We start from the raw sequence: 19,120 nt of genomic DNA on the forward strand, positions 1-19,120 counted from the left end.
GGGGGTGTTCACCGGCAAGAAGAACACCGACAAGGTCTACTATCGCCACACCGGCCACCCGGGCGGCATCAAGGAAACCACCCCGGAGAAGGTTCTGGGCGATAGTAGACCTTGTCGGTGTTCTTCTTGCCGGTGAACACCACCTTGTCGACGTTGGTGACGACGACGTAGTCGCCGCAGTCAACGTGCGGGGTGTAGGTCGGCAGGTGCTTGCCGCGCAGGCGGTTGGCGATGAAGGTCGCGAGGCGGCCCACCACGACGCCTTCGGCGTCGATGTGGATCCACTTCTTCTCGACCTCGGCCGGCTTCAGCGAAGCCGTGGTGCTCTTCAGCATGAGGTTGTTCCTGGAGACGAAAATCGGGTCCGGCTCCCGAAGGAACCGAAGGAAGGCGGGCTGATACAGGAGGTGACGGGATGCGTCAATGTCGCTTTCTGTAGCCATACCGTCGCAAGCAACTGATTTAGCGTCACTTTCCAGATATGGTATTAAAATACCCGTGCAACATCGGCCTGATTGTTACGAAATAACGTCTGCCGTCATCAAACCATGACGTTTGTGCGCCATCGGAGGCCGTCCCCTGCCCCGCCGGAGCCGACCATGCGTCTTCATCGCCGCCGCGCCCTGACCTCCGCCGCCGCCTTGGCCTTCGCCGGACTGGCGCGCCATGCGCTTGCCGAGGCGCCCGGCGCCGGGGAGGAAACCTATGTCAACGAGGTCGCCGGCTATGGTCCGCTGGTGCGCGACCCGAACCGCCTGCTCGATCTTCCCGAGGGTTTTTCCTACCAAGTCGTGGCCCAGAGCGGCGACCGGATGGACGACGGCCTGTTCGCGCCGGGCCAGCCGGACGGCATGGCCTGTTTTCCGCTGGACGGTTCGCGCGTCGCCTTGGTGCTCAATCACGAACTGAAGGGCTCCAGCGCATTGCACCGCAACCTGGGGCCGGGCGGTCTGCATCAGGAGGAGATCGGCCGGCTGGACGCGGCGCGGGCCTATGACACCTACAGGGACGGCCGCCCCCTGCCCGGCGGCTGCTCCACGATCGTCTATGACCTGGAGACGCGGCGGAAGATCAGCCAGCGCCTGACGCTGGCGGGCACCTCGACCAACTGTTGCGGCGGGCCGACGCCGTGGGGCAGCTGGCTCTCGTGCGAGGAAACGCTGGAGACGCCCGCCGACGCCGACGTGACCAAGCCGCACGGCTGGGTGTTCGAGGTTTCGGCGACCGCGACCGGCCTCGTCGATCCCATCCCGTTGAAGGCCATGGGGCGGTTCGACCACGAGGCCGTCTGCGTCGATCCGAGAACCGGGATCGTCTATCTGACCGAAGACGACAACGCCGGCTTGTTCTACCGCTTCATTCCCACGACACCGGGCCGCTTGGCCCAGGGCGGCCGGCTGCAGGCCATGGCGTGGAAGGGATCGCCCTCGGCCGACACGCGCAACCAGGACGCCCGCGCCTGGGCTGTCGGCGATTGGCGCGAGGTCGACTGGATCGATTTGGAGGACGTGGAATCGCCGAACGGCGACCTGGCCGCGCGCGGCCATGCGGCCGGGGCGGCGCTGGTTGCGCGCGGCGAAGGCGTCTGGTGGGGCGACGATGAAATGTACTTCACCGCAACCTCGGGCGGCCCGATCCGGCGCGGACAGATCCTGCGCCTGGTTCCCGGTGTCGACGGCGCCGCCGACCGGCTTCAGCTGTTCGTGGAGAGCGCGGACGAGAGAACCCTGAACATGGGTGACAACATCACCGTCGCGCCTTGGGGCCACCTGGTGGTGTGCGAGGACAACTATTCCGACACCCTACGCAACCACCTGAAGGGGGTCACGCCGGACGGCCGCGTCTATACGATTGCGCGCAACGTGTTTACCGGCAACGCCGAGTTCGCCGGAGCCTGCTTCTCACCGGACGGCCAGGTATTGTTCGTCAACATCATGTACCCGGGCATGACCCTGGCGATCAGAGGCCCATGGACCTCGGTCCGGACATGAACAGCCGGGGCTGAGCCCTCAGCACGACCCACAGATTGGCCGTGGCCAGCGCCAGCACGATCGCCGCCCCCGCCTGATGCAGCACGCCCAACCACAACGGCACGGCGTGCATCAGGGTGACGATCCCCAGCAGGGCCTGAAGCCAGACCGCCCCCGCCAGCGTGAAGGCGGAAAAACCCATGCCCTCGGCCACGCGCCAGCGCCAGGCCTGGAAGGCGTAGAGACTGGCGCCGATCAGCAGGCCGTAGGCGACCAGACGATGATTGAACTGGGTCAGCGCCTGGTCGTGCAGCAGCGCGGCGGCGCCCAGGCTCCAGTCCGCCGGCGGCAGCACGGCGCCGTTCATCAGCGGCCAGTCGGTATAGACCAGCCCCGCCTTGCCGCCTGCGACCAGCGCGCCCAGCAGACATTGCAGGAAGACCGCGCCCAGCAGGACGGCGGCGCCGCGCGCCCAACCGGCCGGCGGGCGACCATGATCCTCCCCGTTCCACGCTTCCAGGCCGGTCCAGATCAGAGCCGAGAACAGGATGAAGGCCAGGCCCAGGTGCACCGCCAGCCGTTCGGGCGCGACGCTGACCCGCTCCGACAGGCCGCTGGACACCATCCACCAGCCGATCAGCCCCTGCAGCCCGCCCAGCGCCAGCAGCATCACGCAGCGCCAGACAAGGCGATCCGGCAGGGCCAGTCGATGCAGCCTGGCCAGCGGCGGCGTGGCCCGCAACACCAGGAACGCGACCAGGGGCAGGAAGAAGACCAGACCGATCAGCCGCCCCAGCAAACGGTGCGACCATTCCCAGAAGAAGATGAACTTGAACTCGTCCAGCGTCATGCCGGCGTTGATCTGGGCGTACTGCGGAATCTGGCGGTACTTGTCGAACGCCTCCATCCAGTCCGCCTGGTTCAGCGGCGGGATGGCGCCCATGATGGGCTTCCATTCCGTGATCGACAGTCCCGAACCGGTCAGGCGGGTGATCCCGCCCACCACGACCATCAGGAACACCAGGGCCGCCGTGGCGAACAGCCACACGGCCACGGCGCGATTGCGGTCTGGATTTCCGAAACGGCTCATTCGACGCTCGACGCTGACACGGATATGCTGCCGTTTCGACGGTGATCGAAAGCGACCGGTGCGGTATGCCCCCCTCGGCCGCCAAGATCGAGTCTGTTTAGGTTAAGAGCGGCGGGCCCAAGGAGATCGCGTGCAGTATCTGGACATTGTCGCCGCCGCCGCCGGCGGCCTGCTGCTGGCCTGGATCGCCGATCTGCTGACGGGGCGGCGCGGACTGGGCGGGACCGCCCTGGTCTCGGGGATCGGCCTGCTGTGCGGCTGGTTCCTGGCCGTGCGGGTCTTCGCGGTCAGCACAATGGACAGCTGGGTCTGGATTCCCTGGTCGCTGATCGGCTCGGTGATCTGCCTGGTCGCCTTCTTCCTTTTCCGGAGCAAGCGCTGATGCACCCGCGCCTGCGCCGGCTGGTCGCCGCCTTCGGCGTTCTCGCCTTCCTGGCCTTCTGGGTCTGGGCCCTGATCGTCCTGCGCGAGCTTCTGCCAGCGTCGCAATGGATCGACTTCCTGTTCTTCGCCGTCGGCGGCACGGCCTGGGGCCTGCCGCTTATCCCGCTGCTGAAATGGGCCGAGCGCGGGCGCTGAAACGACGATGGGGCCGCCCGCAAGGACGACCCCACCAAAGTCATTCTGTTTTTCAAGAATGGTCGGAGCGACAGGATTCGAACCTGCGACCCCTTGACCCCCAGCGGCCTCCAATGCCTTTTCAGGACTGTGCTAGTGCGTTGTTTAGATGATAATTTTTGACGCGTCGCATTTCATCGCTATTCTACGAGTCCCTGCATTTTGCTCCCCATATGCTCCCCAGAAATCGGGGACTGCGGACGAGGAATTCGATGGCTGCGACAAGACTGACAGACCGGACCGTCGCCGCGCTCAAGACTGCCGAGGGCGGGCGGCTGGAACTCTGGGATACCGACCTGAGAGGTCTCTATCTACGCGTTTCCGGGCATTCAAAAGTCTGGGGCTATCGCTACCGCCGCCCTGACGGGACCCCGCCCCGTGTCCGCCTGGGCCGGTATGTGTCGCCGGACCAGGCTGGCGGGGACAAGCAGGCGCTGACGGTGGCGGGCGCCCGGGCCAAGGCGCGGAAGCTTCAGACGGATGTCGATGCCGGCCGTGATCCGGCGATCGAGATTCAGGTCGTCAAGGCCGAGGCCAAGGAACAGCCGCTCCGGACCTTCGATATGGCGCAGGGCTACTTCCAGGCGACTGAAAGCGGCGAGTATCGTCCGAGCAAGAAGCGCAAGCGACCGCCCACGATCCTCTCGGAGCGGAATCTCTACAAGAAGCACCTGCGCCCGCTCGCCTCCCTCCGGATCGAGGCGGTCACCAAGGCCGTCGTGCGCAAGCGTCTCCGGGACATCCTTCAGGAGGGCAAGGGCGTCACCTCGAATCGGCGCTCGCAGCCTCATCAGCCAGATCTTCGCCTGGGGCATCACCGAGGACCGCGTTCTCAAGAACCCCGCCCAGCAGTTGGATGATCTCGCCGAGGAAACGCCCCGCACCCGGGTCCTGAACGATACTGAACTGCGGGCGCTCTGGCGCGCGCTTGAGGACACTTCGGGCTATCGACGCCCGCTGCCGAAGGGCCGCGACGAAGCACTCATGGTCGGCCGGCCGATCCGGATCGCGATCCAGCTGGCGGCGCTCCTGCTCCAGCGGCGCGCAGAGGTCGCCGAGATGAGAGTCGCCGAACTGGACTTCACCGAGCGGACCTGGACGATCCCGGCCGGGCGCACCAAGGCCAGCCGTACGACCGTAGTCCCGCTCGGCGAGTTCTCGATCCTGCTGATCAGAGAAGCCTTGGCGCTGCGCCCGAAACCTGCCGACGGCGAAAAACCCTCGCCTTTCGTGTTCGTCGGCCGCGGCGAGACGCCCGGCGCGATCCATCCTTCGGCGATCAGCCACGCCATGCGCGACATCCGGGCGGCGATCGACATCCCCGACATCACGGTCCACGATCTGCGTCGCAGCGGTGCGACCCGGCTCGCCAAGGCGCGGGTCAGTCCCTTCATCCTGTCCAAGCTGCTCAACCACGCCAACGAGCTCGGTGGCGGCTCTTCGATCACGATGTCGGTCTACGTCCAGCACGACTATCTGGAGGAAAAGCGCGAAGCGATCGAATGCCTGGAGCGCCTGATCCTCGCGGCGGTTCGGCCCGGAACCGAACTAGACGAACCAGCGGTTCCGGCCTTGCCCGCTCCGGCCCGTCTGCTGTTTCACGATCCCGCAGCCGCTGCTTGAGTCTGGCAACGCCTGCGGTGTCTCGCGGTGTGGACCAACGGCCCACGATGCTAACCTGATTTTGTGGCGCTGGTCACAGGCCCCTCTGCACTTGTGCGCGGTTCAGGATCCGTCTGGCAGCCTTCCCAAAAACCCGTTGTCCTGGATTTGATCAGCAGCCCGTCCCTCACGCCGCGGTGGCGGCTCCGTCGGGATAAGCAAAATCAAACAGGCCGTCCGTCGAAACAACTCGCGCGAAAACCGCATCCGGACGCGCCGCGAGCGCCTGCCGGCACTGGTCTCGCAGGGACTCAAAAGGGGCTTCCACGGTCAGCTTCTCGACCGCCTCGCCCGCTGCATTGGTCAGAACGATTCCCCACATTACCCGTAGCGTTGATCGACCAGCCAACAACGTCAAGGCGATCCTCCATAGGTGACGACGGAGGACTCCAGCGTTGCTATTGATGCTGCATGACAACTTGGCCGCATATTCCTGACGATGCCGTGGACTGGTTTCGCGCCGTTTTCGCTGAGGCGAACCGCCGGGTCACCGAGCGCTTGCTAAACGTGCCCAACATGCGAGAGACGGCCCTCGACGATGGCCTGATAGAGGCGATCATTCCCTATTCACCGCCTCGCTTCCTCCCTCCGGAGCCGTGGTCGAAATGAACGTGCATAATATCGGCGGTCTGCGACGGCTCGGCCCGTGGGAAACCGCCGACATCGCGGTGCTCGTGTTTGTCTACCGGGACGGCGCTCTGGTTTCCCAGAAGATCGGGCTGCTGCAATCCAAAAGGCTTTACCCCTTGAACAACGATGTCGACGATGAGGACCCGGTCGGCTTCGCTTACGGCATGAACAAGTTTCTGCGCCGCGACCCCAATTCGCCCTTGGGTCGGCTTCACCGGAAGTTTGAGTTCACAGCTGACTGCCACTACGGCGCGCTCAAGGCGGGCAGCGACCAGGTCGCCGTGATCGACAGGCTGAACGAGGAGTTAGGCGACGCCGTCTACTACCTGCTCTACAATCCACCGATAATCCCGACGCGCGTTCGCTATCCCGTGGTGTCCTACCAGACGATCACGCAGCCCCCGCTAGGTTGCCGCGTCTATGCCCCGACGGACATCGACGCCGCCCTGACTGGGCTCGACGACGGGCAGACTCCGACGCTCGCTGAGCTTGAGGCTGCGGGATCCTCGAGCAACTGGCGGCTTGAAACCTGGGCGGCCGACCTCCTTCTGCGCTGCAAGGTCGGTCAGCAGTTCGGGGAGGACCGCCAGGAGATCGTCGGCCGGCTTCTCGAAAGGCGATCCGGGCCGCATACGGCAACGGCGGCCGCTCGGCGTCCTCCAAGAGGGCCCTGGCGGCCTGACTCGCGGCATTGGGAGCCAAAGCCAAGCGAGTCATCCCGCCCCAATCGAAGGGATATTCCCTACGGAAGTTGGAGGACTGGGCTATCCGGAGCGCCCGCCTCAGAAAGACGTCGTCATCACCCGGCGTGGGGTCCGTAGCGGGAACCTGCGAGCGTCGAACGGGTGCGACATCGCGCACGACCGCGCGATCCACAGCGTCATAGAGCCAAGTGCGCGGGGGAGAGACGGAACCCGGCAGATAGGTGGCATCGGGATCGGCGGTCTCGCGCAGTCTGCGCCAGCGCGCCCCCAACTGGGAGACCGCATAACGCAAGACCTCCACTCTCAGGAGCGGCCGTGCGGCTGGGAGTTCAGCAAGAGCCGACGAAATCGGGAGATTGGTTTACTGCCGCGTCAGGGCCGCTAGTACGCTATAGGTCCAAGCAGCCAGCTGAGTGCGTGCACTGATCGGATCGAGGCCGCGAAGCAGCTCGTCGGGATCGCCAGGTTGATCCGCCTCGACCACGTCGACCGGTGCCAAGTCTTCGCTTTCGAACAATGCGCGGATAGCTGACGCGGTGGCACGACGGCCGGCCTCATCGGCGTCGAGGAAAAGGTGAATGGGAACGACTTTGTCGCCAGAGGTAGCCGCGGCTTGGATCTGCGCCGCCTGGTTCGCGGACACGCTGGCACCGAGGACGGCGACCGCGGTCATTCCAAGCTCACGCAGTCGGAGCACATCCATGACCCCCTCGACCACGAACAGGCCGTCTGGGTCGCCTCCTCCACTGATGCGCAGCCGGGCTTCATCTAGGCCAAAAAGCGTTTCCGCCTTCCGGAATCCCTTGGAGAAGCGATAGCGGGTCCGCTTGCCCGCGCCGGAAACATCAGGGCCAGCGGTCCGAAACAGGAAAGCGGCAGGATAGCTGCCGAGGGGGAAGACGATCTGGGGACCGTTTACGACGGGGACCAGTGTGTCGCGGCGACGTATGAGCACGCCGGCGCGCTCGTAGGCTGAACGGTCTCCAGGGGTCAACTGGTTGGGCTTGAGCCGGCCCATGTCGACAGCCCGCGCCCCGGCGCTGGCAAAGGTCTCAACCGACAGGCCCCGGCGGTGGGCAAACGCCGCCATCAGAGCCTGATCGTTGTGTTTGTCGAGCCAGTCGGTGAAGCGGGTGACGCCTGCTGCATCAACGGCGTCACCATCTACTCGACCCTTCGGGAGATCCACGCCAACGACCTCAGCGAGCCAGCGGACCCCTTCGCCTCGGGTCGTGTGCCGCTGTTTCTCGACGAGATCGATCAGGCCCCCGCTGGCGCCGCAGGCAAAGCAGAAATAATGAGGATTCCCAGGTTCCGAATACAGCGCTAGGGAGGGGTCCCTGTCCTCATGGAAGGGACACAGAGCTCGCGTAAAACCGCCCTCATTGCGGCCGAGCTTGAGCCCCAAACGGCGAGCGATTTCGACGATGTCTGCGCGACGCAGAATCTCGCTCAAATCCTTACTCAGCTGCATGGCCAAACGTCCCCCATCCATTCCGAGTTGTAGCAATGCCCGCCCCTCGCGCAAGCTCGGCCCGCACGGGCTGCTGGCGACGGAATGGGCCGATATTCGTCAGAATCCACGTTCTCTAGGTCGGGTGCACCATCGCGGCGTCATTGCGAGCGTCGCATAGCCGCTAAGTTAATTCGGGCCACGGATACGATGTAACAAGATTCCAACCAGGCCTCATTGCTTCGCCTCGACAGGCGCAGCGTGAGCCTTCTCGGAAGGAGCAAGCAGTCCGCCGTTAGATATGTGCGCGAGCGGGAGAGCGACACCGACCAGGAACGCGGCGGCTGCGATCCCAAGGAGGCCAGTAAGAATGACGCCCCAAAGGTCCCGCATGCGCCATGCCTTCTCGGCCCGATCATGCGCCCTGTTACCCTTCTCGATGAGCTTGTTCCGAGGAGCGTTCATCTCCTCGCCCAGGCTCTTAGGGGCCGTGATGAATTCTGGCATCGCTCTGGTCGCCGACTGAAACTGCTCTCGATTGAACGCTTCTGAGAAATGCACACCGATGTTGGTCGACCTGAGAGCCGCGACCGGAAGGCTCGCGGCAGCCGAGGCGATGCCAACCAGAAAAATCCAGAGAGACGGGGCGAACAGGCGAAAGGCGAAGTTTGGGTCCGGCAGGTTCGCGGCTAGGGAAATAAGGGCGATGGCCGCTCCTCCGCACCCGATCCCCAGTGAGAGCGTCCACTGTCGCTGATAGGCAGCTGCCTCAACCCTGAAATGCTGGACCAGCTGCCGAGTGATCTCTGCGTCGAGGTTGGGCATCGCCTTCCTGCTGCATGCGCCTGCTGTTTGGTAGACTAAGCACGACGGCGAGCGATGGTCACTATGGAGCGGCGAGAGCCCGAATGCGGCCGCTAAATCGCTTGCTTGTGACAACGACTGTGACAACGAGCCGGAATCGACGAGGGCCGCACGAATGCGGCCCTCGTAACCAACCAAATTCCTTCAAGGAAATGGTCGGAGCGACAGGATTCGAACCTGCGACCCCTTGACCCCCAGTCAAGTGCGCTACCAGGCTGCGCCACGCTCCGAAGGCGCTCCCTATAGACGGGCGCCTCGCGCGCCGCAAACCCAAAAACCGGGTTTTCCACCTAGTGTGAAAGAACGGCGTCCAACCGGGCCCTCGCCCGCTCCAGATCGGCCAGTACGGCGCGCAGTCGCGCAGCGTCGACAGGCGTTTCCCCAGCCTCTGAAGGCGCGCCCGCCGAATCCGTCGTCTCGCCATCATCGACCAACAGCGACGCATCCGCGCCGAGAAGCCGCTTGAGGCCGTGATCCTTGTGCAGGCGCTGCACGCCGCGAATCGTCAGCCCTTCGTCATGCAGCAGCCGCTTGACGGCCTTGAGCACCGCGATGTCGGCCGGGCGATAGAAGCGCCGTCCGCCCGCCCGCTTCACCGGCGCGACGAAGGCGAACTTGGTTTCCCAGAACCGCAGCACGTGCTGGGGCGCGCCGACTTCCTCGGCCGCCTCGGAAATGGTGCGAAAGGCGTTGGCGCTCTTGGGCGAGGCCACGGCGATCAGTCCTCCAGAACCGCGTCGTGCACACGCCCCTTCATGATCTGCGAGGCGCGGAAGCTGATGACCCGGCGCGGGCTGATCGCGGCGGGTTCGCCGGTCTTGGGGTTGCGGCCCATGCGGGCGCGCTTCTCGCGCACCTGGAAGACGCCGAAGCCCGACAGCTTGACCGTCTCGCCGCGCTCCAGCGCGTCGACGATCAGATCCAGGGTGCGTTCTACCAGTTGCGAGCACTCCTGGCGCGACAGTCCGACTTCCGCGTGAACCGCCTCGCACAAATCCGCGCGCGTGAGGGTATGCTGTCCAGCCATGGCGACCGCCTCCCTGAGTGCCTGAAGTTCGCATAGAGACGCGAAACCCGCCGGAAATCAATGGCCCAGGCGCTATTCTACAGACGGATCGCGCAGGCGCCCCAGGTCAGGCCGCCGCCCATCGCCTCCAGCAGCACCATGTCGCCCTTCTTGATGCGGCCGTCCTTGATCGCCGCGTCCAGCGCCAACGGAATTGAGGCGGCCGACGTGTTGGCGTGCATCGCCACGGTGGAGACCACCTTGTCCTCGTCCAGGCCCAGCCGGTCGCCCACGCCCTTGATGATCCGCTGGTTGGCCTGGTGGGGCACGAACCAGTCGACGTCGGAGACCTGGATGCCGGCGGCCTCGCAGGCGGCGGTGATGCCTTCGGCGATGTTGACCACGGCGTGACGGAAGACCTGGTTGCCGGCCATGCGCAGGTGGCCGACTGTGCCGGTCGAGGCCGGGCCGCCGTCGACATAGAGCAGATCGGTCTTGGTCCCGTCGGCGCGCAGGGCGAAGCCCAGCATACCCTGGTCGGCGGCGCTCCCCTGCCCTTCGCGCGGCTCCAGCACCACCGCCCCGGCGCCGTCGCCGAACAGGACGCAGGTGGTCCGGTCGGTCCAGTCCATCAGCCGGGTCATTTCCTCGGCGCCGATGACCAGCGCGCACTTGGACAGGCCGCGCGCCACGAAGCCGTCGGCGACGCTGAGCGCATAGACGAAGCCGGAGCACACCGCCTGGACGTCGAAGGCGATCCCCACCGGCGCGCCCAGCTTGCGCTGGACGATGGAGGCCACGGCCGGAAAGGTCATGTCCGGCGTGGTGGTGGCGACGATGATCAGGTCCACGTCCGCCGCCGTCCTGCCGGCGTCGATCAGCGCCTTTTTCGCCGCCTCGAGCGCCAGATCGCTGGTCGGCTGGTCGTCGCGCGCCTTGTGGCGTTGCTTGATGCCGGTGCGTTCCTGGATCCACTCGTCGGAGGTGTCGACGATATCGGCCAGGTCGGCGTTGGTGACGATCTGCTCCGGAAGGAAGGAGCCGACGCCGGTGACGGCGCTGCGGGTGACGCTCACTGGGGGGAGTCTCCGGTGGTTTCGCCGGCGGGGGCGGCGTGCTCGAACACGGTCTCCAGCCGACCCAGATTGGCGCCGACCTTGGTCATGTAGTCGCTGCGGGCCAGATCGACGGCGATGCGGATGGCGTTGCCGAAACCCTTGGCGTCGGCGCCGCCGTGGCTTTTGACCACGATGCCGTTCAGTCCCAGCAGGGGGCCGCCGTTGATGGCGCTGGGGTCGATCTTGTCGCGCATCCGGCGCAGGGCCGGCATGGCGATGGCCGCGCCCAGCTTGGCCTGCAGGTTAGAGGTCAGGGCCTCACGCAGCAGGGCCGAGACATAGCGCGCCGTCCCCTCGGCCGTCTTCAAGGCGATATTGCCGGTGAAGCCGTCGGTGACGACAACGTCCACCGTGCCCTTGCCGATGTCGTCGCCCTCGACGAAGCCGTGATAGTTCAGCTCGAACGGACCGTCGCGCAGGATGGCGTGGGCCTGGCGCACCTGCTCGTTGCCCTTCATGTCCTCGGATCCGACGTTCAACAGGCCGATGCTCGGGCGCGCGACGCCGTGAACCGCCGTCTGGAAGGCCTCGCCCATGATGGCGAACTCGACCAGCTGTTCGGCGTCGCTGCCGATGTTGGCGCCGACGTCCAGCACCGCCGTCACGCCCTTGAAGGTCGGCCAGCTGGCGACGATGGCCGGGCGTTCAAGCCCCGGCGCCGCCATCCGCAGGATCAGCTTCGAAATCGCCATCAGCGCGCCGGTGTTGCCGGCCGAGACGACCCCGCCCGCCTCGCCGGTCTTCACCGCCTCGATGGCGTTCCACAGGCTGGAGCCCTTGCCGCGGCGCATGGCCTGGGCCGGCTTTTCGTCCATCGCCACCACCTTGTCGGTGTGGCGGATCTCGCAGATTTCGGTCAGGCCGCAGCGCGACAGTTCGGGCGCAATCACAGCCTCGTCGCCGTGCAGCAGGAAGCGCACCCCCTCGCCGCCATGGGTGCGGAGATAGCTGCGGACGCCGGGCACGACGACGGACGGCCCGTGATCGCCGCCCATGGCGTCAAGCGAGATCGTTACTGGGGCTGGCAATGGGACCTCGTATGGCCGCGTCGTCTTGTCGCGACGCCTCATGTGGGGCGCGGGACGATAACGCCTCGGCCGGGGGATGCAACCAACCGGCCGCTAGGTCAACCTCGGCCCGGCTCGCCGCTCGGCTTCAGGGCCTTGAGGGCGGCGAAGGGCGAAATCTCGCCCGGCTCCTCCGGTTGGACGAATGCGGCGCCGGGTTTGCGCGGGAACGGGTCCAGCGACAGCGCCAGCTGTTCGACCGCGTACTGGCCCAGATCGATCTTGCCGTCCTCGATGGGATCAACGTCGTCCTCGTCCAGCGTCACCTCGATCTCCTCGGCCTCCTGAGGCGCCGATTCGACCAGCTGGATGGAAAAGCGACGATCCACGTCGACGGGCAGCGGCTCCAGTGTCAGGCCGCACGTCTGGACCGCATAGGCCCTGACCCGCCCCTTCAGGGTCCAGGCGCTGGACGACGGCGTCGGGGCCAGGTCGACCTCGGCGACGAAGTCGTCCAACCCCTGCAGGTCCAGCGACCGGGCGATCCGCTTGCGCGCTTCGGCGTCCGGTTCCAGCCGCCGGCTCAGGCCCGCGCCGATCTGGTTGATTCGCACCGTGTCGGTGAAGGGAAGGTCTTTCATGGCTCTCTAGACGTCGCCCCAGGCGGGCCGGGCCAGCACCGCGTTGAAATCCTGCGCGCCCAGACCCGCGCGGGCCGCCAGGGCGTAGCGCGCCAGCGCGCCGGCGTGTTCCGCATCGTCGGCGCCATAGACGTTGCGCGACAGGGCCTGAGCCAGGGCTTCCGCGTCGCCCCCGCGCAGCGGCCCCTCATAGGCCGTCATCCGCCCATAAAGCGCCTCGCCCAGCTTTCGCATCTTCTTGCCGACCGAGATGTCGCCCACGCCTTCCTCGCGCAGGGCGTGGTCCAGGGCCGAGACATAGACGTCGAACAGGGCCTGGGCGGTTTCCTGGCCCCGCGGGGTGTTCTCGTCGCGCAGCCGCATCACAATCAGCAGGACATGAAGGGTGTAGAGTTCGAATCGCGCGTCGATGCGGTCATCCACGCCCAGTCGGGTGTAGAAGGCCGGATTGCGGGCCTGGGCCACGGCCAGGGCGTAGAGATCGTCGCCGATCCGGCCGCCGGGCCGCGTCTTGAAGAGGTTTTTCAGCATGGTGTCCCGCGCGGCCCCTTTTACGCCGCGACGTTGAACTAGGACGCGGGTCCGTCTAGGTCAAAGACCTTGTTCCCTCGCAGGCGCCCGATCATGTCCCGTTTCGCCCCGCTTCTCGTCGCCGTTTCGCTGGCCGGCCTCAGCGCCGCCTGCGCGCCGACCATCGGCAACAACGGCTTCCAGGCCATCGACGCCAAGCCCCAGGACGTGGTGGCGGGCACGGACACCAAGGAGACGGTGCTGGCCAAGCTGGGCTCGCCGTCGACCACCTCGACCTTCGAGCCGGACCAGGTCTGGTATTACATCAGCCAGACGACCGAGAAATACACCTACAACCGGCCCGTCATCTCTCGGCGCACCGTCACCGAGATCACCTTCGAGGACGGCGGCGACAAGGTCGCGGCCGTGCGCACCCTGGGCCTGTCCGACGGCGAGCAGATCGCCATGAATTCCAACGAGACGCCCACGCGCGGCCGCTCGCTGACCGTGCTGGAACAACTGTTGGGCAACGTCGGTCGCGGCCAACTGCCCCGCACCGAGGAAGACATCCCCGGCCAGCGCCGCCCGGACTAAGGGCTCTCCAAAAGACCTACCCGGCCTCAAGCCGCGAGCGACCGCGTCGCGAGCATAGGCCACCAAAAAAGCCCCGGAGATCGCTCTCCGGGGCTTTCGTGTTTCAGGCGGCGGCCGAAATCAGCCGACGCCCCCGCTGGCCAGGACCGCCAGCAACAGCAGGGCCACGATGTTGGTGATCTTGATCATCGGGTTCACCGCCGGGCCGCTGGTGTCCTTGTAGGGATCACCCACGGTGTCGCCGGTGACGGCCGCCTTGTGCGCCTCCGACCCCTTGCCGTGGACCACACCGTTCTTGTCGGTGAAGCCTTCCTCGATCACCTTCTTGGCGTTGTCCCAGGCGCCGCCGCCCGACGTCATCGAAATGGCGACGAACAGACCGGTGACGATCACCCCCATCAGCATGGCCCCCAGCGCCGCGAAGGCGTTGGCCTTGTCCGAGATGGCCAGGACGCCGACGAACAACACGATGGGCGACAGCACGGGCAGCAGCGACGGCACGATCATCTCGCGGATCGCCGCCTTGGTCAGGATGTCGACCGCCCGTCCATACTCCGGCTTCACCTGATAGGTCATGATGCCGGGGTTCTCGCGGAACTGGCGGCGCACCTCGGCCACGACCGATTCGGCCGCGCGGCCGACCGCCATCATCGACATGCCGCCGAACAGGAAAGGCAGCAGCCCTCCGAACAGCAGGCCGACGACGACGTACGGGTTGGTCAGGTCGAAGGCGATCTCTCTCATACCCGCGAAGAACGGATAGTCCGCCGGATTGGCCGAGAAATACTGCAGGTCCGACGTATAGGCGGCGAACAACACAAGCGCGCCCAGGCCCGCCGAGCCGATGGCGTAGCCCTTGGTCACCGCCTTGGTGGTGTTGCCCACGGCATCCAGGGCGTCGGTCGAATGCCGCACCTCCGAGGGCAGACCCGCCATTTCGGCAATGCCGCCGGCGTTGTCCGTCACAGGGCCGAAGGCGTCCAGCGCCACGATCATCCCCGCCACGCCCAGCATGGTCGTGGTGGCGATGGCGATGCCGAACAGGCCCGCCAGCTGGAAGCTGGCGACGATGCCGACGATGATCGTCAGCGCCGGAAGCGCCGTCGCCTCCAGCGAGACGGCCAGGCCCTGGATCACGTTTGTACCGTGCCCGGACACCGAGGCGTTGGCGACCGAGCGCACGGGGCGCGAGTGGCTGCCGGTGTAGTATTCGGTGATGACCACGATGGCCGCGGTCACCGCCAGGCCGACCATGCCGGACCAGAACAGTGCCATCGGCTGGATCTCAAGGCCGCCGACGGTGATGATCGGGCCGGTCACCATCTGGTTTATCACCCACCAGACCGCGCCGATGGACAGCACGCCGGTGACGATCAGGCCCTGATAGAGGGCGCCCATGATGTTGTTCGACCTGCCCAGGCGCACAAAGAAGCTGCCGATGATCGAGGTGACCACGCAGGCGCCGCAGATCGCCAGCGGCAGGGCCATCATCACGCCGACATAGGGCTGGTCGCGGAAGAAGATCGCCGCCAGCACCATCGTCGCCACGGTCGTCACCGCATAGGTCTCGAACAGATCGGCGGCCATGCCGGCGCAGTCGCCGACGTTGTCGCCCACATTGTCGGCGATGGTGGCGGCGTTGCGGGGATCGTCCTCGGGGATGCCGGCCTCCACCTTGCCCACCATGTCGCCGCCGACGTCGGCGCCCTTGGTGAAGATGCCGCCGCCCAGTCGCGCGAAGATGGAGATCAGCGACGCGCCGAAGCCCAGCGCCACCAGCCCGTCGATCACCTCGCGGCTGGTCGGGGCCAGTCCCAGGTGGTGCGTCAGCACGATATAGTAGCCCGACACCCCGATCAGGGCGCCGCCGGCCACGAACATGCCGGTGATGGCGCCCGAGCGGAACGCCAGGTTCAGCCCCTTGGCCAGGCTTTCCGACGCCGCCTGGGCGGTGCGGACGTTGGCCCGAACCGAAATCAGCATTCCGGCATAGCCGGCCGCGCCGCTGAGCACCGCGCCGATCAGGAAGCCGACCGCCGCATAGGGGCCGATCAGGAAGAAGGCGGCGATCAGGATCACGATCCCGACCAGGCCGATGGTCATGTACTGCCGCTTCAGATAGGCCGAGGCCCCTTCCTGGATGGCGGCCGCGATCTCTCGCATCTTGTCGTTGCCGGCGCTGGCCTTCATCAGCACGCCGGTCTGGACGGCGCCGAACAGCACCCCCAGAACGCCGGCCGCGAAGGCGAGCGAAAGATAAATGGTCATTGGCGTTTCCATGCCCTTGCAAAGTGAAGCGCACGGACCCTTGGCGCGGCGGGCGTTATCGCCTCTATCCGCCTTCCGGTCCCCCCGAGCGCGGCGGACGCACAAGCGCGTCCCTTTGGGAAATTGCAGGCGCGAGCCTGTCACGGGGCAAACGATGGCGCAACGGGGGTATGCAAGCCTGGCCAGGCGCCGGAAGTCCCGCGCGGCCCCGCCCCCGCCCGGCGAACCTGAGAACCGTTATCAATTAAGGGTTTGGGGCGTTTTGTCCACGTTGGGGACATGGACAAGCCCGTTCGAGCGGCGCAAATACCGTGGCACGTCGCCATAAGCGAAAGAACACGTCTCTTGTTCGACTATAAGGCCGCCTTTCAGAACTCCGTGGAGCAGGTCCGCAGCGAGGGCCGCTATCGGGTTTTCGCCGACCTGAAGCGCGTGCGCGGCCAATTCCCGCGCGCCACGCGCCGGCGCGAGGACGGCTCAGAGCAGGACGTGGTGATCTGGTGCTCCAACGACTACCTGGGCATGGGTCAGCACCCGGCGGTGCTTGAGGCCATGCATTCGGCGCTCGACGACATGGGCGCCGGCGCGGGCGGAACGCGCAACATCTCTGGCACCACCCGCCCCGCCGTGGACCTGGAGGCCGAGCTGGCCGCCTGGCACCACAAGGAAGCGGCGCTGCTGTTCACCTCGGGCTATGTCGGCAACGAGGCGACCCTGTCGACCCTGCAGAAGATCCTGCCGGGCCTCATCACCTTCTCGGATTCGCTGAACCACGCCTCGATGATCGCCGGCATCCGCCACGGCGGCGGCGAGCGGCACGTGTTCAAGCACAACGACCTGGCGGACCTGGAGGCCCTGCTGGCCGATGCGCCGGCCGACGCGCCCAAGCTGATCGCCTTCGAAAGCGTCTATTCGATGGACGGCGACATCGCCGACCTGAAGGGCACCATCGCCCTGGCCAGGAAGTACGGCGCCCTGACCTATCTGGACGAGGTCCACGCCGTGGGCCTGTACGGCGACACCGGCGCCGGCGTGGCCGAACGCGACGGCGTGCTGGACCAGATCGACATCATCGAATGCACCCTGGGCAAGGCCATCGGCGTGATGGGCGGCTATATCGCCGCCGACGCCGTGATCGTGGATGCGGTTCGCAGCTGGGCGTCGGGCTTCATCTTCACCACCTCCCTGCCCCCGGCGCTGACCGCGGGCGCCCTGGCGTCGGTGCGTCACCTGAAGGCGCACCCCGAGCTGCGCGACCAGCATCAGGAGCGCGCCGCCACCCTGAAGGCCCGCTTCGAAGCCGCCGGCCTGCCGGTCATGGCTTCCGAAAGCCACATCGTCCCGGTCCTGGTCGGCGATCCGGTCCACTGCAAGCTGATCTCGGACATGCTGCTGGAAGACTTCGGCGTCTATGTCCAGCCGATCAACTATCCCACCGTGCCCAAGGGGACCGAGCGCCTGCGCTTCACCCCCTCGCCGAACCACACCGATGCGATGATGGATCACCTGGTCCAGGCGATGGACAAGCTGTTCTCCCACTGCAACGTGGCGCGCCGGCCCGTCGCCGCATGACGACCGGCGACGACCTCGGAGAGGTCATCGTCGAGTTCGTCCGCAACGGCCCCTACGTCAAATGCTCGGCCATCCACGTCGCCACCGGCCGCGAGGTCAGCGCCATGGGTCCGGCGAATGAACCCAAGGCCGTCGAACGCGTGGCGATCGCCAAACTGAGGCGTGTTCTGGGCCAGGGTTGAGCGCGTTCACCACAACATGTTGTGGTTCTTCCCGCCGCGGCCTAGATAGGCCAGCTTCCGATTTGCGGGGATTTCAGCGTGACGGCCTTCACTCACGACGCCTATTTCACCAAGACGCTCGCCGACGCCGACCCGGACGTCTTCAAGGGCATCCAGGGCGAACTGGGCCGTCAGAAAGAGCAGATCGAGCTGATCGCGTCGGAAAACATCGTCTCCCAGGCGGTGCTGGACGCGCAAGGCTCCGTCCTGACCAACAAATACGCCGAAGGCTATCCCGGTCGCCGCTACTACGGCGGCTGCGAATATGTCGACATCACCGAGGATCTGGCGCGCGAGCGCGCCAAAAAGCTGTTCGGCGCCGCCTTCGCCAACGTCCAGCCCCACTCGGGCGCCCAGGCCAACCAGGCGGTCTTCTTCACCTTGCTGCAGCCCGGCGACACCTTCCTGGGCATGGACCTGGCGTGCGGCGGTCACCTGACCCACGGCTCGCCCGCCAACCAGTCCGGCAAGTGGTTCCGCCCCGTCACCTACAAGGTAAAGGAAGACGACCATCTCATTGATTACGATCACGTCGCCGAGATGGCCGAGCGCGAAAAGCCCAAGCTGATCCTGGCCGGCGCCAGCGCCTACAGCCGCCACATCGATTTCAAGCGCTTCCGCGAGATCGCGGACAGCGTCGGCGCCTATCTGATGGTGGACATGGCCCACTACGCCGGCCTGGTCGCGGGCGGCGCCTATCCCGACCCGATCCCGCACGCCCACGTCGTGACGACCACCACGCACAAGACCCTGCGCGGCCCGCGCGGCGGCATGATCCTGTCCAACGACGCGGACCTGGGCAAGAAGATCAACTCGGCCGTCTTCCCCGGCCTGCAGGGCGGCCCGCTGGAGCACGTCATCGCCGCCAAGGCCGTGGCCTTCGGCGAGGCGCTGAAGCCCGAGTTCAAGCTCTACGCCCAGCAGGTGGTCAAGAACGCCCAGGCCCTGGCCGCCGTCCTGGTCGATCGCGGCCTGGCCATCGTCTCGGGCGGCACCGACAGCCACCTGATGCTGGTCGACCTGCGCCCCAAGGGCGTGACCGGCAAGGCGACCGAGCACGAGCTCGAGAAGGCGCTGATGACCTGCAACAAGAACGGCGTGCCGTTCGACACCGCGCCCTTCACCGTCACCTCGGGCGTCCGCCTGGGCACGCCGGCCGGCACCACGCGCGGCTTCGGCGAGGCCGAGTTCC

Annotated in this window: 21 protein-coding genes, 1 tRNA gene and 1 pseudogene; 10 read left to right on the plus strand and 13 right to left on the minus strand. The window is 66.2% G+C overall.

The features are described 5' to 3' along the window. Positions 1-80: 80 nt before the first annotated feature. Positions 81-332 (minus strand): annotated as a pseudogene (gene rplM, locus B2U11_RS09495) (50S ribosomal protein L13); the annotation flags it as partial. A 267-nt stretch (positions 333-599) separates the two neighbouring features. On the opposite strand from rplM, the gene B2U11_RS09500 reads away from it, so the two are divergent. After that, positions 600-1,991, plus strand: a complete 1,392-nt coding sequence (locus B2U11_RS09500) for an alkaline phosphatase PhoX (RefSeq protein WP_292071353.1) — start codon at positions 600-602, stop codon at positions 1,989-1,991. On the opposite strand, the gene B2U11_RS09505 is transcribed toward B2U11_RS09500, so the two are convergent. After that, on the minus strand, positions 1,960-3,060 hold the full coding sequence (locus B2U11_RS09505; RefSeq protein WP_292071354.1) for a COX15/CtaA family protein: 1,101 nt from the start codon (positions 3,058-3,060) through the stop codon (positions 1,960-1,962). The genes B2U11_RS09500 and B2U11_RS09505 overlap by 32 nt on opposite strands. Before the next feature lie 130 nt (positions 3,061-3,190). Here B2U11_RS09505 and B2U11_RS09510 point away from each other — a divergent pair, with 130 nt between their 5' ends. The 4 genes from B2U11_RS09510 (at position 3,191) to B2U11_RS09525 (ending at position 5,301) form a co-directional block, all read left to right on the plus strand. After that, positions 3,191-3,442 carry a transglycosylase gene (locus tag B2U11_RS09510; protein WP_292071355.1) on the plus strand — a complete coding sequence of 84 codons (252 nt, stop codon included), beginning with the start codon at positions 3,191-3,193 and terminating at the stop codon, positions 3,440-3,442. Beyond that, positions 3,442-3,639 (plus strand): DUF2842 domain-containing protein, encoded by a 198-nt coding sequence (locus tag B2U11_RS09515; RefSeq protein WP_292071356.1) that lies wholly within the window; start codon positions 3,442-3,444, stop codon positions 3,637-3,639. Before B2U11_RS09510 ends, B2U11_RS09515 begins: the two co-directional genes overlap by 1 nt. A 251-nt stretch (positions 3,640-3,890) precedes the next feature. Further along, on the plus strand, positions 3,891-4,538 hold the full coding sequence (locus tag B2U11_RS09520) for an Arm DNA-binding domain-containing protein (protein ID WP_292071357.1): 648 nt from the start codon (positions 3,891-3,893) through the stop codon (positions 4,536-4,538). Further along, the gene (locus tag B2U11_RS09525) at positions 4,531-5,301 is read left to right on the plus strand and encodes a site-specific integrase (RefSeq protein ID WP_292071358.1); all 771 of its coding nucleotides are present in this window, start codon (positions 4,531-4,533) and stop codon (positions 5,299-5,301) included. The genes B2U11_RS09520 and B2U11_RS09525 overlap by 8 nt, the downstream gene beginning before the upstream one ends. 166 nt (positions 5,302-5,467) lie before the next feature. On the opposite strand, the gene B2U11_RS09530 is transcribed toward B2U11_RS09525, so the two are convergent. Continuing rightward, positions 5,468-5,698 (minus strand): hypothetical protein, encoded by a 231-nt coding sequence (locus tag B2U11_RS09530; RefSeq protein WP_292071359.1) that lies wholly within the window; start codon positions 5,696-5,698, stop codon positions 5,468-5,470. Positions 5,699-5,936: 238 nt separating this feature from the next. Between B2U11_RS09530 and B2U11_RS09535 the strand changes: the two genes are divergently transcribed. Continuing rightward, complete coding sequence (locus tag B2U11_RS09535; protein WP_292071360.1) at positions 5,937-6,791, plus strand: hypothetical protein; 855 nt, start codon at positions 5,937-5,939, stop codon at positions 6,789-6,791. A gap of 244 nt (positions 6,792-7,035) precedes the next feature. Here the strand turns inward: B2U11_RS09535 and B2U11_RS09540 are convergent, their stop codons facing one another. The 9 genes from B2U11_RS09540 to B2U11_RS09580 form a co-directional block, all read right to left on the minus strand. Next, positions 7,036-8,130, minus strand: coding sequence for a CHC2 zinc finger domain-containing protein (locus B2U11_RS09540; protein ID WP_292071361.1), 1,095 nt, complete (start codon positions 8,128-8,130; stop codon positions 7,036-7,038). A gap of 231 nt (positions 8,131-8,361) precedes the next feature. Further along, positions 8,362-8,952 carry a hypothetical protein gene (locus tag B2U11_RS09545; protein ID WP_292071362.1) on the minus strand — a complete coding sequence of 197 codons (591 nt, stop codon included), beginning with the start codon at positions 8,950-8,952 and terminating at the stop codon, positions 8,362-8,364. Between the two features lie 192 nt (positions 8,953-9,144). Continuing rightward, positions 9,145-9,221: transfer RNA gene (locus B2U11_RS09550), tRNA-Pro, on the minus strand. 60 nt (positions 9,222-9,281) lie between these two features. Continuing rightward, positions 9,282-9,704: a MerR family transcriptional regulator gene (locus tag B2U11_RS09555; protein ID WP_414632952.1), complete on the minus strand. Its 423-nt coding sequence runs from the start codon at positions 9,702-9,704 to the stop codon at positions 9,282-9,284. 5 nt (positions 9,705-9,709) lie between these two features. Continuing rightward, entirely contained in the window at positions 9,710-10,018 is a 309-nt protein-coding gene (locus B2U11_RS09560) for an integration host factor subunit alpha (protein WP_292071363.1), read from the minus strand. A 77-nt stretch (positions 10,019-10,095) separates the two neighbouring features. Beyond that, positions 10,096-11,073: a beta-ketoacyl-ACP synthase III gene (locus B2U11_RS09565; RefSeq protein WP_292071364.1), complete on the minus strand. Its 978-nt coding sequence runs from the start codon at positions 11,071-11,073 to the stop codon at positions 10,096-10,098. Then, the gene (gene plsX, locus B2U11_RS09570; RefSeq protein ID WP_414632953.1) at positions 11,070-12,185 is read right to left on the minus strand and encodes a phosphate acyltransferase PlsX; all 1,116 of its coding nucleotides are present in this window, start codon (positions 12,183-12,185) and stop codon (positions 11,070-11,072) included. Before plsX ends, B2U11_RS09565 begins: the two co-directional genes overlap by 4 nt. A 56-nt stretch (positions 12,186-12,241) precedes the next feature. Continuing rightward, positions 12,242-12,763 (minus strand): YceD family protein, encoded by a 522-nt coding sequence (locus B2U11_RS09575; protein ID WP_292071366.1) that lies wholly within the window; start codon positions 12,761-12,763, stop codon positions 12,242-12,244. Positions 12,764-12,769: 6 nt separating this feature from the next. Then, on the minus strand, positions 12,770-13,294 hold the full coding sequence (locus tag B2U11_RS09580; RefSeq protein ID WP_292071367.1) for a ubiquinol-cytochrome C chaperone family protein: 525 nt from the start codon (positions 13,292-13,294) through the stop codon (positions 12,770-12,772). A gap of 93 nt (positions 13,295-13,387) precedes the next feature. Here B2U11_RS09580 and B2U11_RS09585 point away from each other — a divergent pair, with 93 nt between their 5' ends. Continuing rightward, complete coding sequence (locus B2U11_RS09585) at positions 13,388-13,867, plus strand: outer membrane protein assembly factor BamE (protein ID WP_201216193.1); 480 nt, start codon at positions 13,388-13,390, stop codon at positions 13,865-13,867. A 120-nt stretch (positions 13,868-13,987) separates the two neighbouring features. On the opposite strand, the gene B2U11_RS09590 is transcribed toward B2U11_RS09585, so the two are convergent. After that, positions 13,988-16,135 (minus strand): sodium-translocating pyrophosphatase, encoded by a 2,148-nt coding sequence (locus B2U11_RS09590; RefSeq protein ID WP_292071368.1) that lies wholly within the window; start codon positions 16,133-16,135, stop codon positions 13,988-13,990. A 345-nt stretch (positions 16,136-16,480) separates the two neighbouring features. Between B2U11_RS09590 and hemA the strand changes: the two genes are divergently transcribed. The 3 genes from hemA to glyA form a co-directional block, all read left to right on the plus strand. Further along, on the plus strand, positions 16,481-17,707 hold the full coding sequence (gene hemA, locus B2U11_RS09595; RefSeq protein WP_292071369.1) for a 5-aminolevulinate synthase: 1,227 nt from the start codon (positions 16,481-16,483) through the stop codon (positions 17,705-17,707). After that, entirely contained in the window at positions 17,704-17,889 is a 186-nt protein-coding gene (locus tag B2U11_RS09600; RefSeq protein WP_292071370.1) for a DUF6898 family protein, read from the plus strand. Before hemA ends, B2U11_RS09600 begins: the two co-directional genes overlap by 4 nt. Before the next feature lie 78 nt (positions 17,890-17,967). Then, positions 17,968-19,120: serine hydroxymethyltransferase (gene glyA / locus B2U11_RS09605; protein WP_292071371.1), on the plus strand; the 1,153-nt coding region annotated here is incomplete at its 3' end.

It is taken from the genome of Brevundimonas sp. UBA7534 (assembly GCF_002479325.1).
Classification (GTDB): domain Bacteria; phylum Pseudomonadota; class Alphaproteobacteria; order Caulobacterales; family Caulobacteraceae; genus Brevundimonas.

Coding starts and splice junctions, on each gene's coding strand:
- B2U11_RS09575 (WP_292071366.1), bottom strand. CDS start 12,763: ATGAAAGACCTTCCCTTCACCGACACGGTGCGAATCAACCAGATCGGC.
- B2U11_RS09500 (WP_292071353.1), top strand. CDS start 600: ATGCGTCTTCATCGCCGCCGCGCCCTGACCTCCGCCGCCGCCTTGGCC.
- B2U11_RS09590 (WP_292071368.1), bottom strand. CDS start 16,135: ATGACCATTTATCTTTCGCTCGCCTTCGCGGCCGGCGTTCTGGGGGTG.
- B2U11_RS09505 (WP_292071354.1), bottom strand. CDS start 3,060: ATGAGCCGTTTCGGAAATCCAGACCGCAATCGCGCCGTGGCCGTGTGG.
- B2U11_RS09515 (WP_292071356.1), top strand. CDS start 3,442: ATGCACCCGCGCCTGCGCCGGCTGGTCGCCGCCTTCGGCGTTCTCGCC.
- B2U11_RS09600 (WP_292071370.1), top strand. CDS start 17,704: ATGACGACCGGCGACGACCTCGGAGAGGTCATCGTCGAGTTCGTCCGC.
- B2U11_RS09560 (WP_292071363.1), bottom strand. CDS start 10,018: ATGGCTGGACAGCATACCCTCACGCGCGCGGATTTGTGCGAGGCGGTT.
- B2U11_RS09545 (WP_292071362.1), bottom strand. CDS start 8,952: ATGCCCAACCTCGACGCAGAGATCACTCGGCAGCTGGTCCAGCATTTC.
- plsX (WP_414632953.1), bottom strand. CDS start 12,185: ATGAGGCGTCGCGACAAGACGACGCGGCCATACGAGGTCCCATTGCCA.
- B2U11_RS09580 (WP_292071367.1), bottom strand. CDS start 13,294: ATGCTGAAAAACCTCTTCAAGACGCGGCCCGGCGGCCGGATCGGCGAC.
- B2U11_RS09520 (WP_292071357.1), top strand. CDS start 3,891: ATGGCTGCGACAAGACTGACAGACCGGACCGTCGCCGCGCTCAAGACT.
- B2U11_RS09585 (WP_201216193.1), top strand. CDS start 13,388: ATGTCCCGTTTCGCCCCGCTTCTCGTCGCCGTTTCGCTGGCCGGCCTC.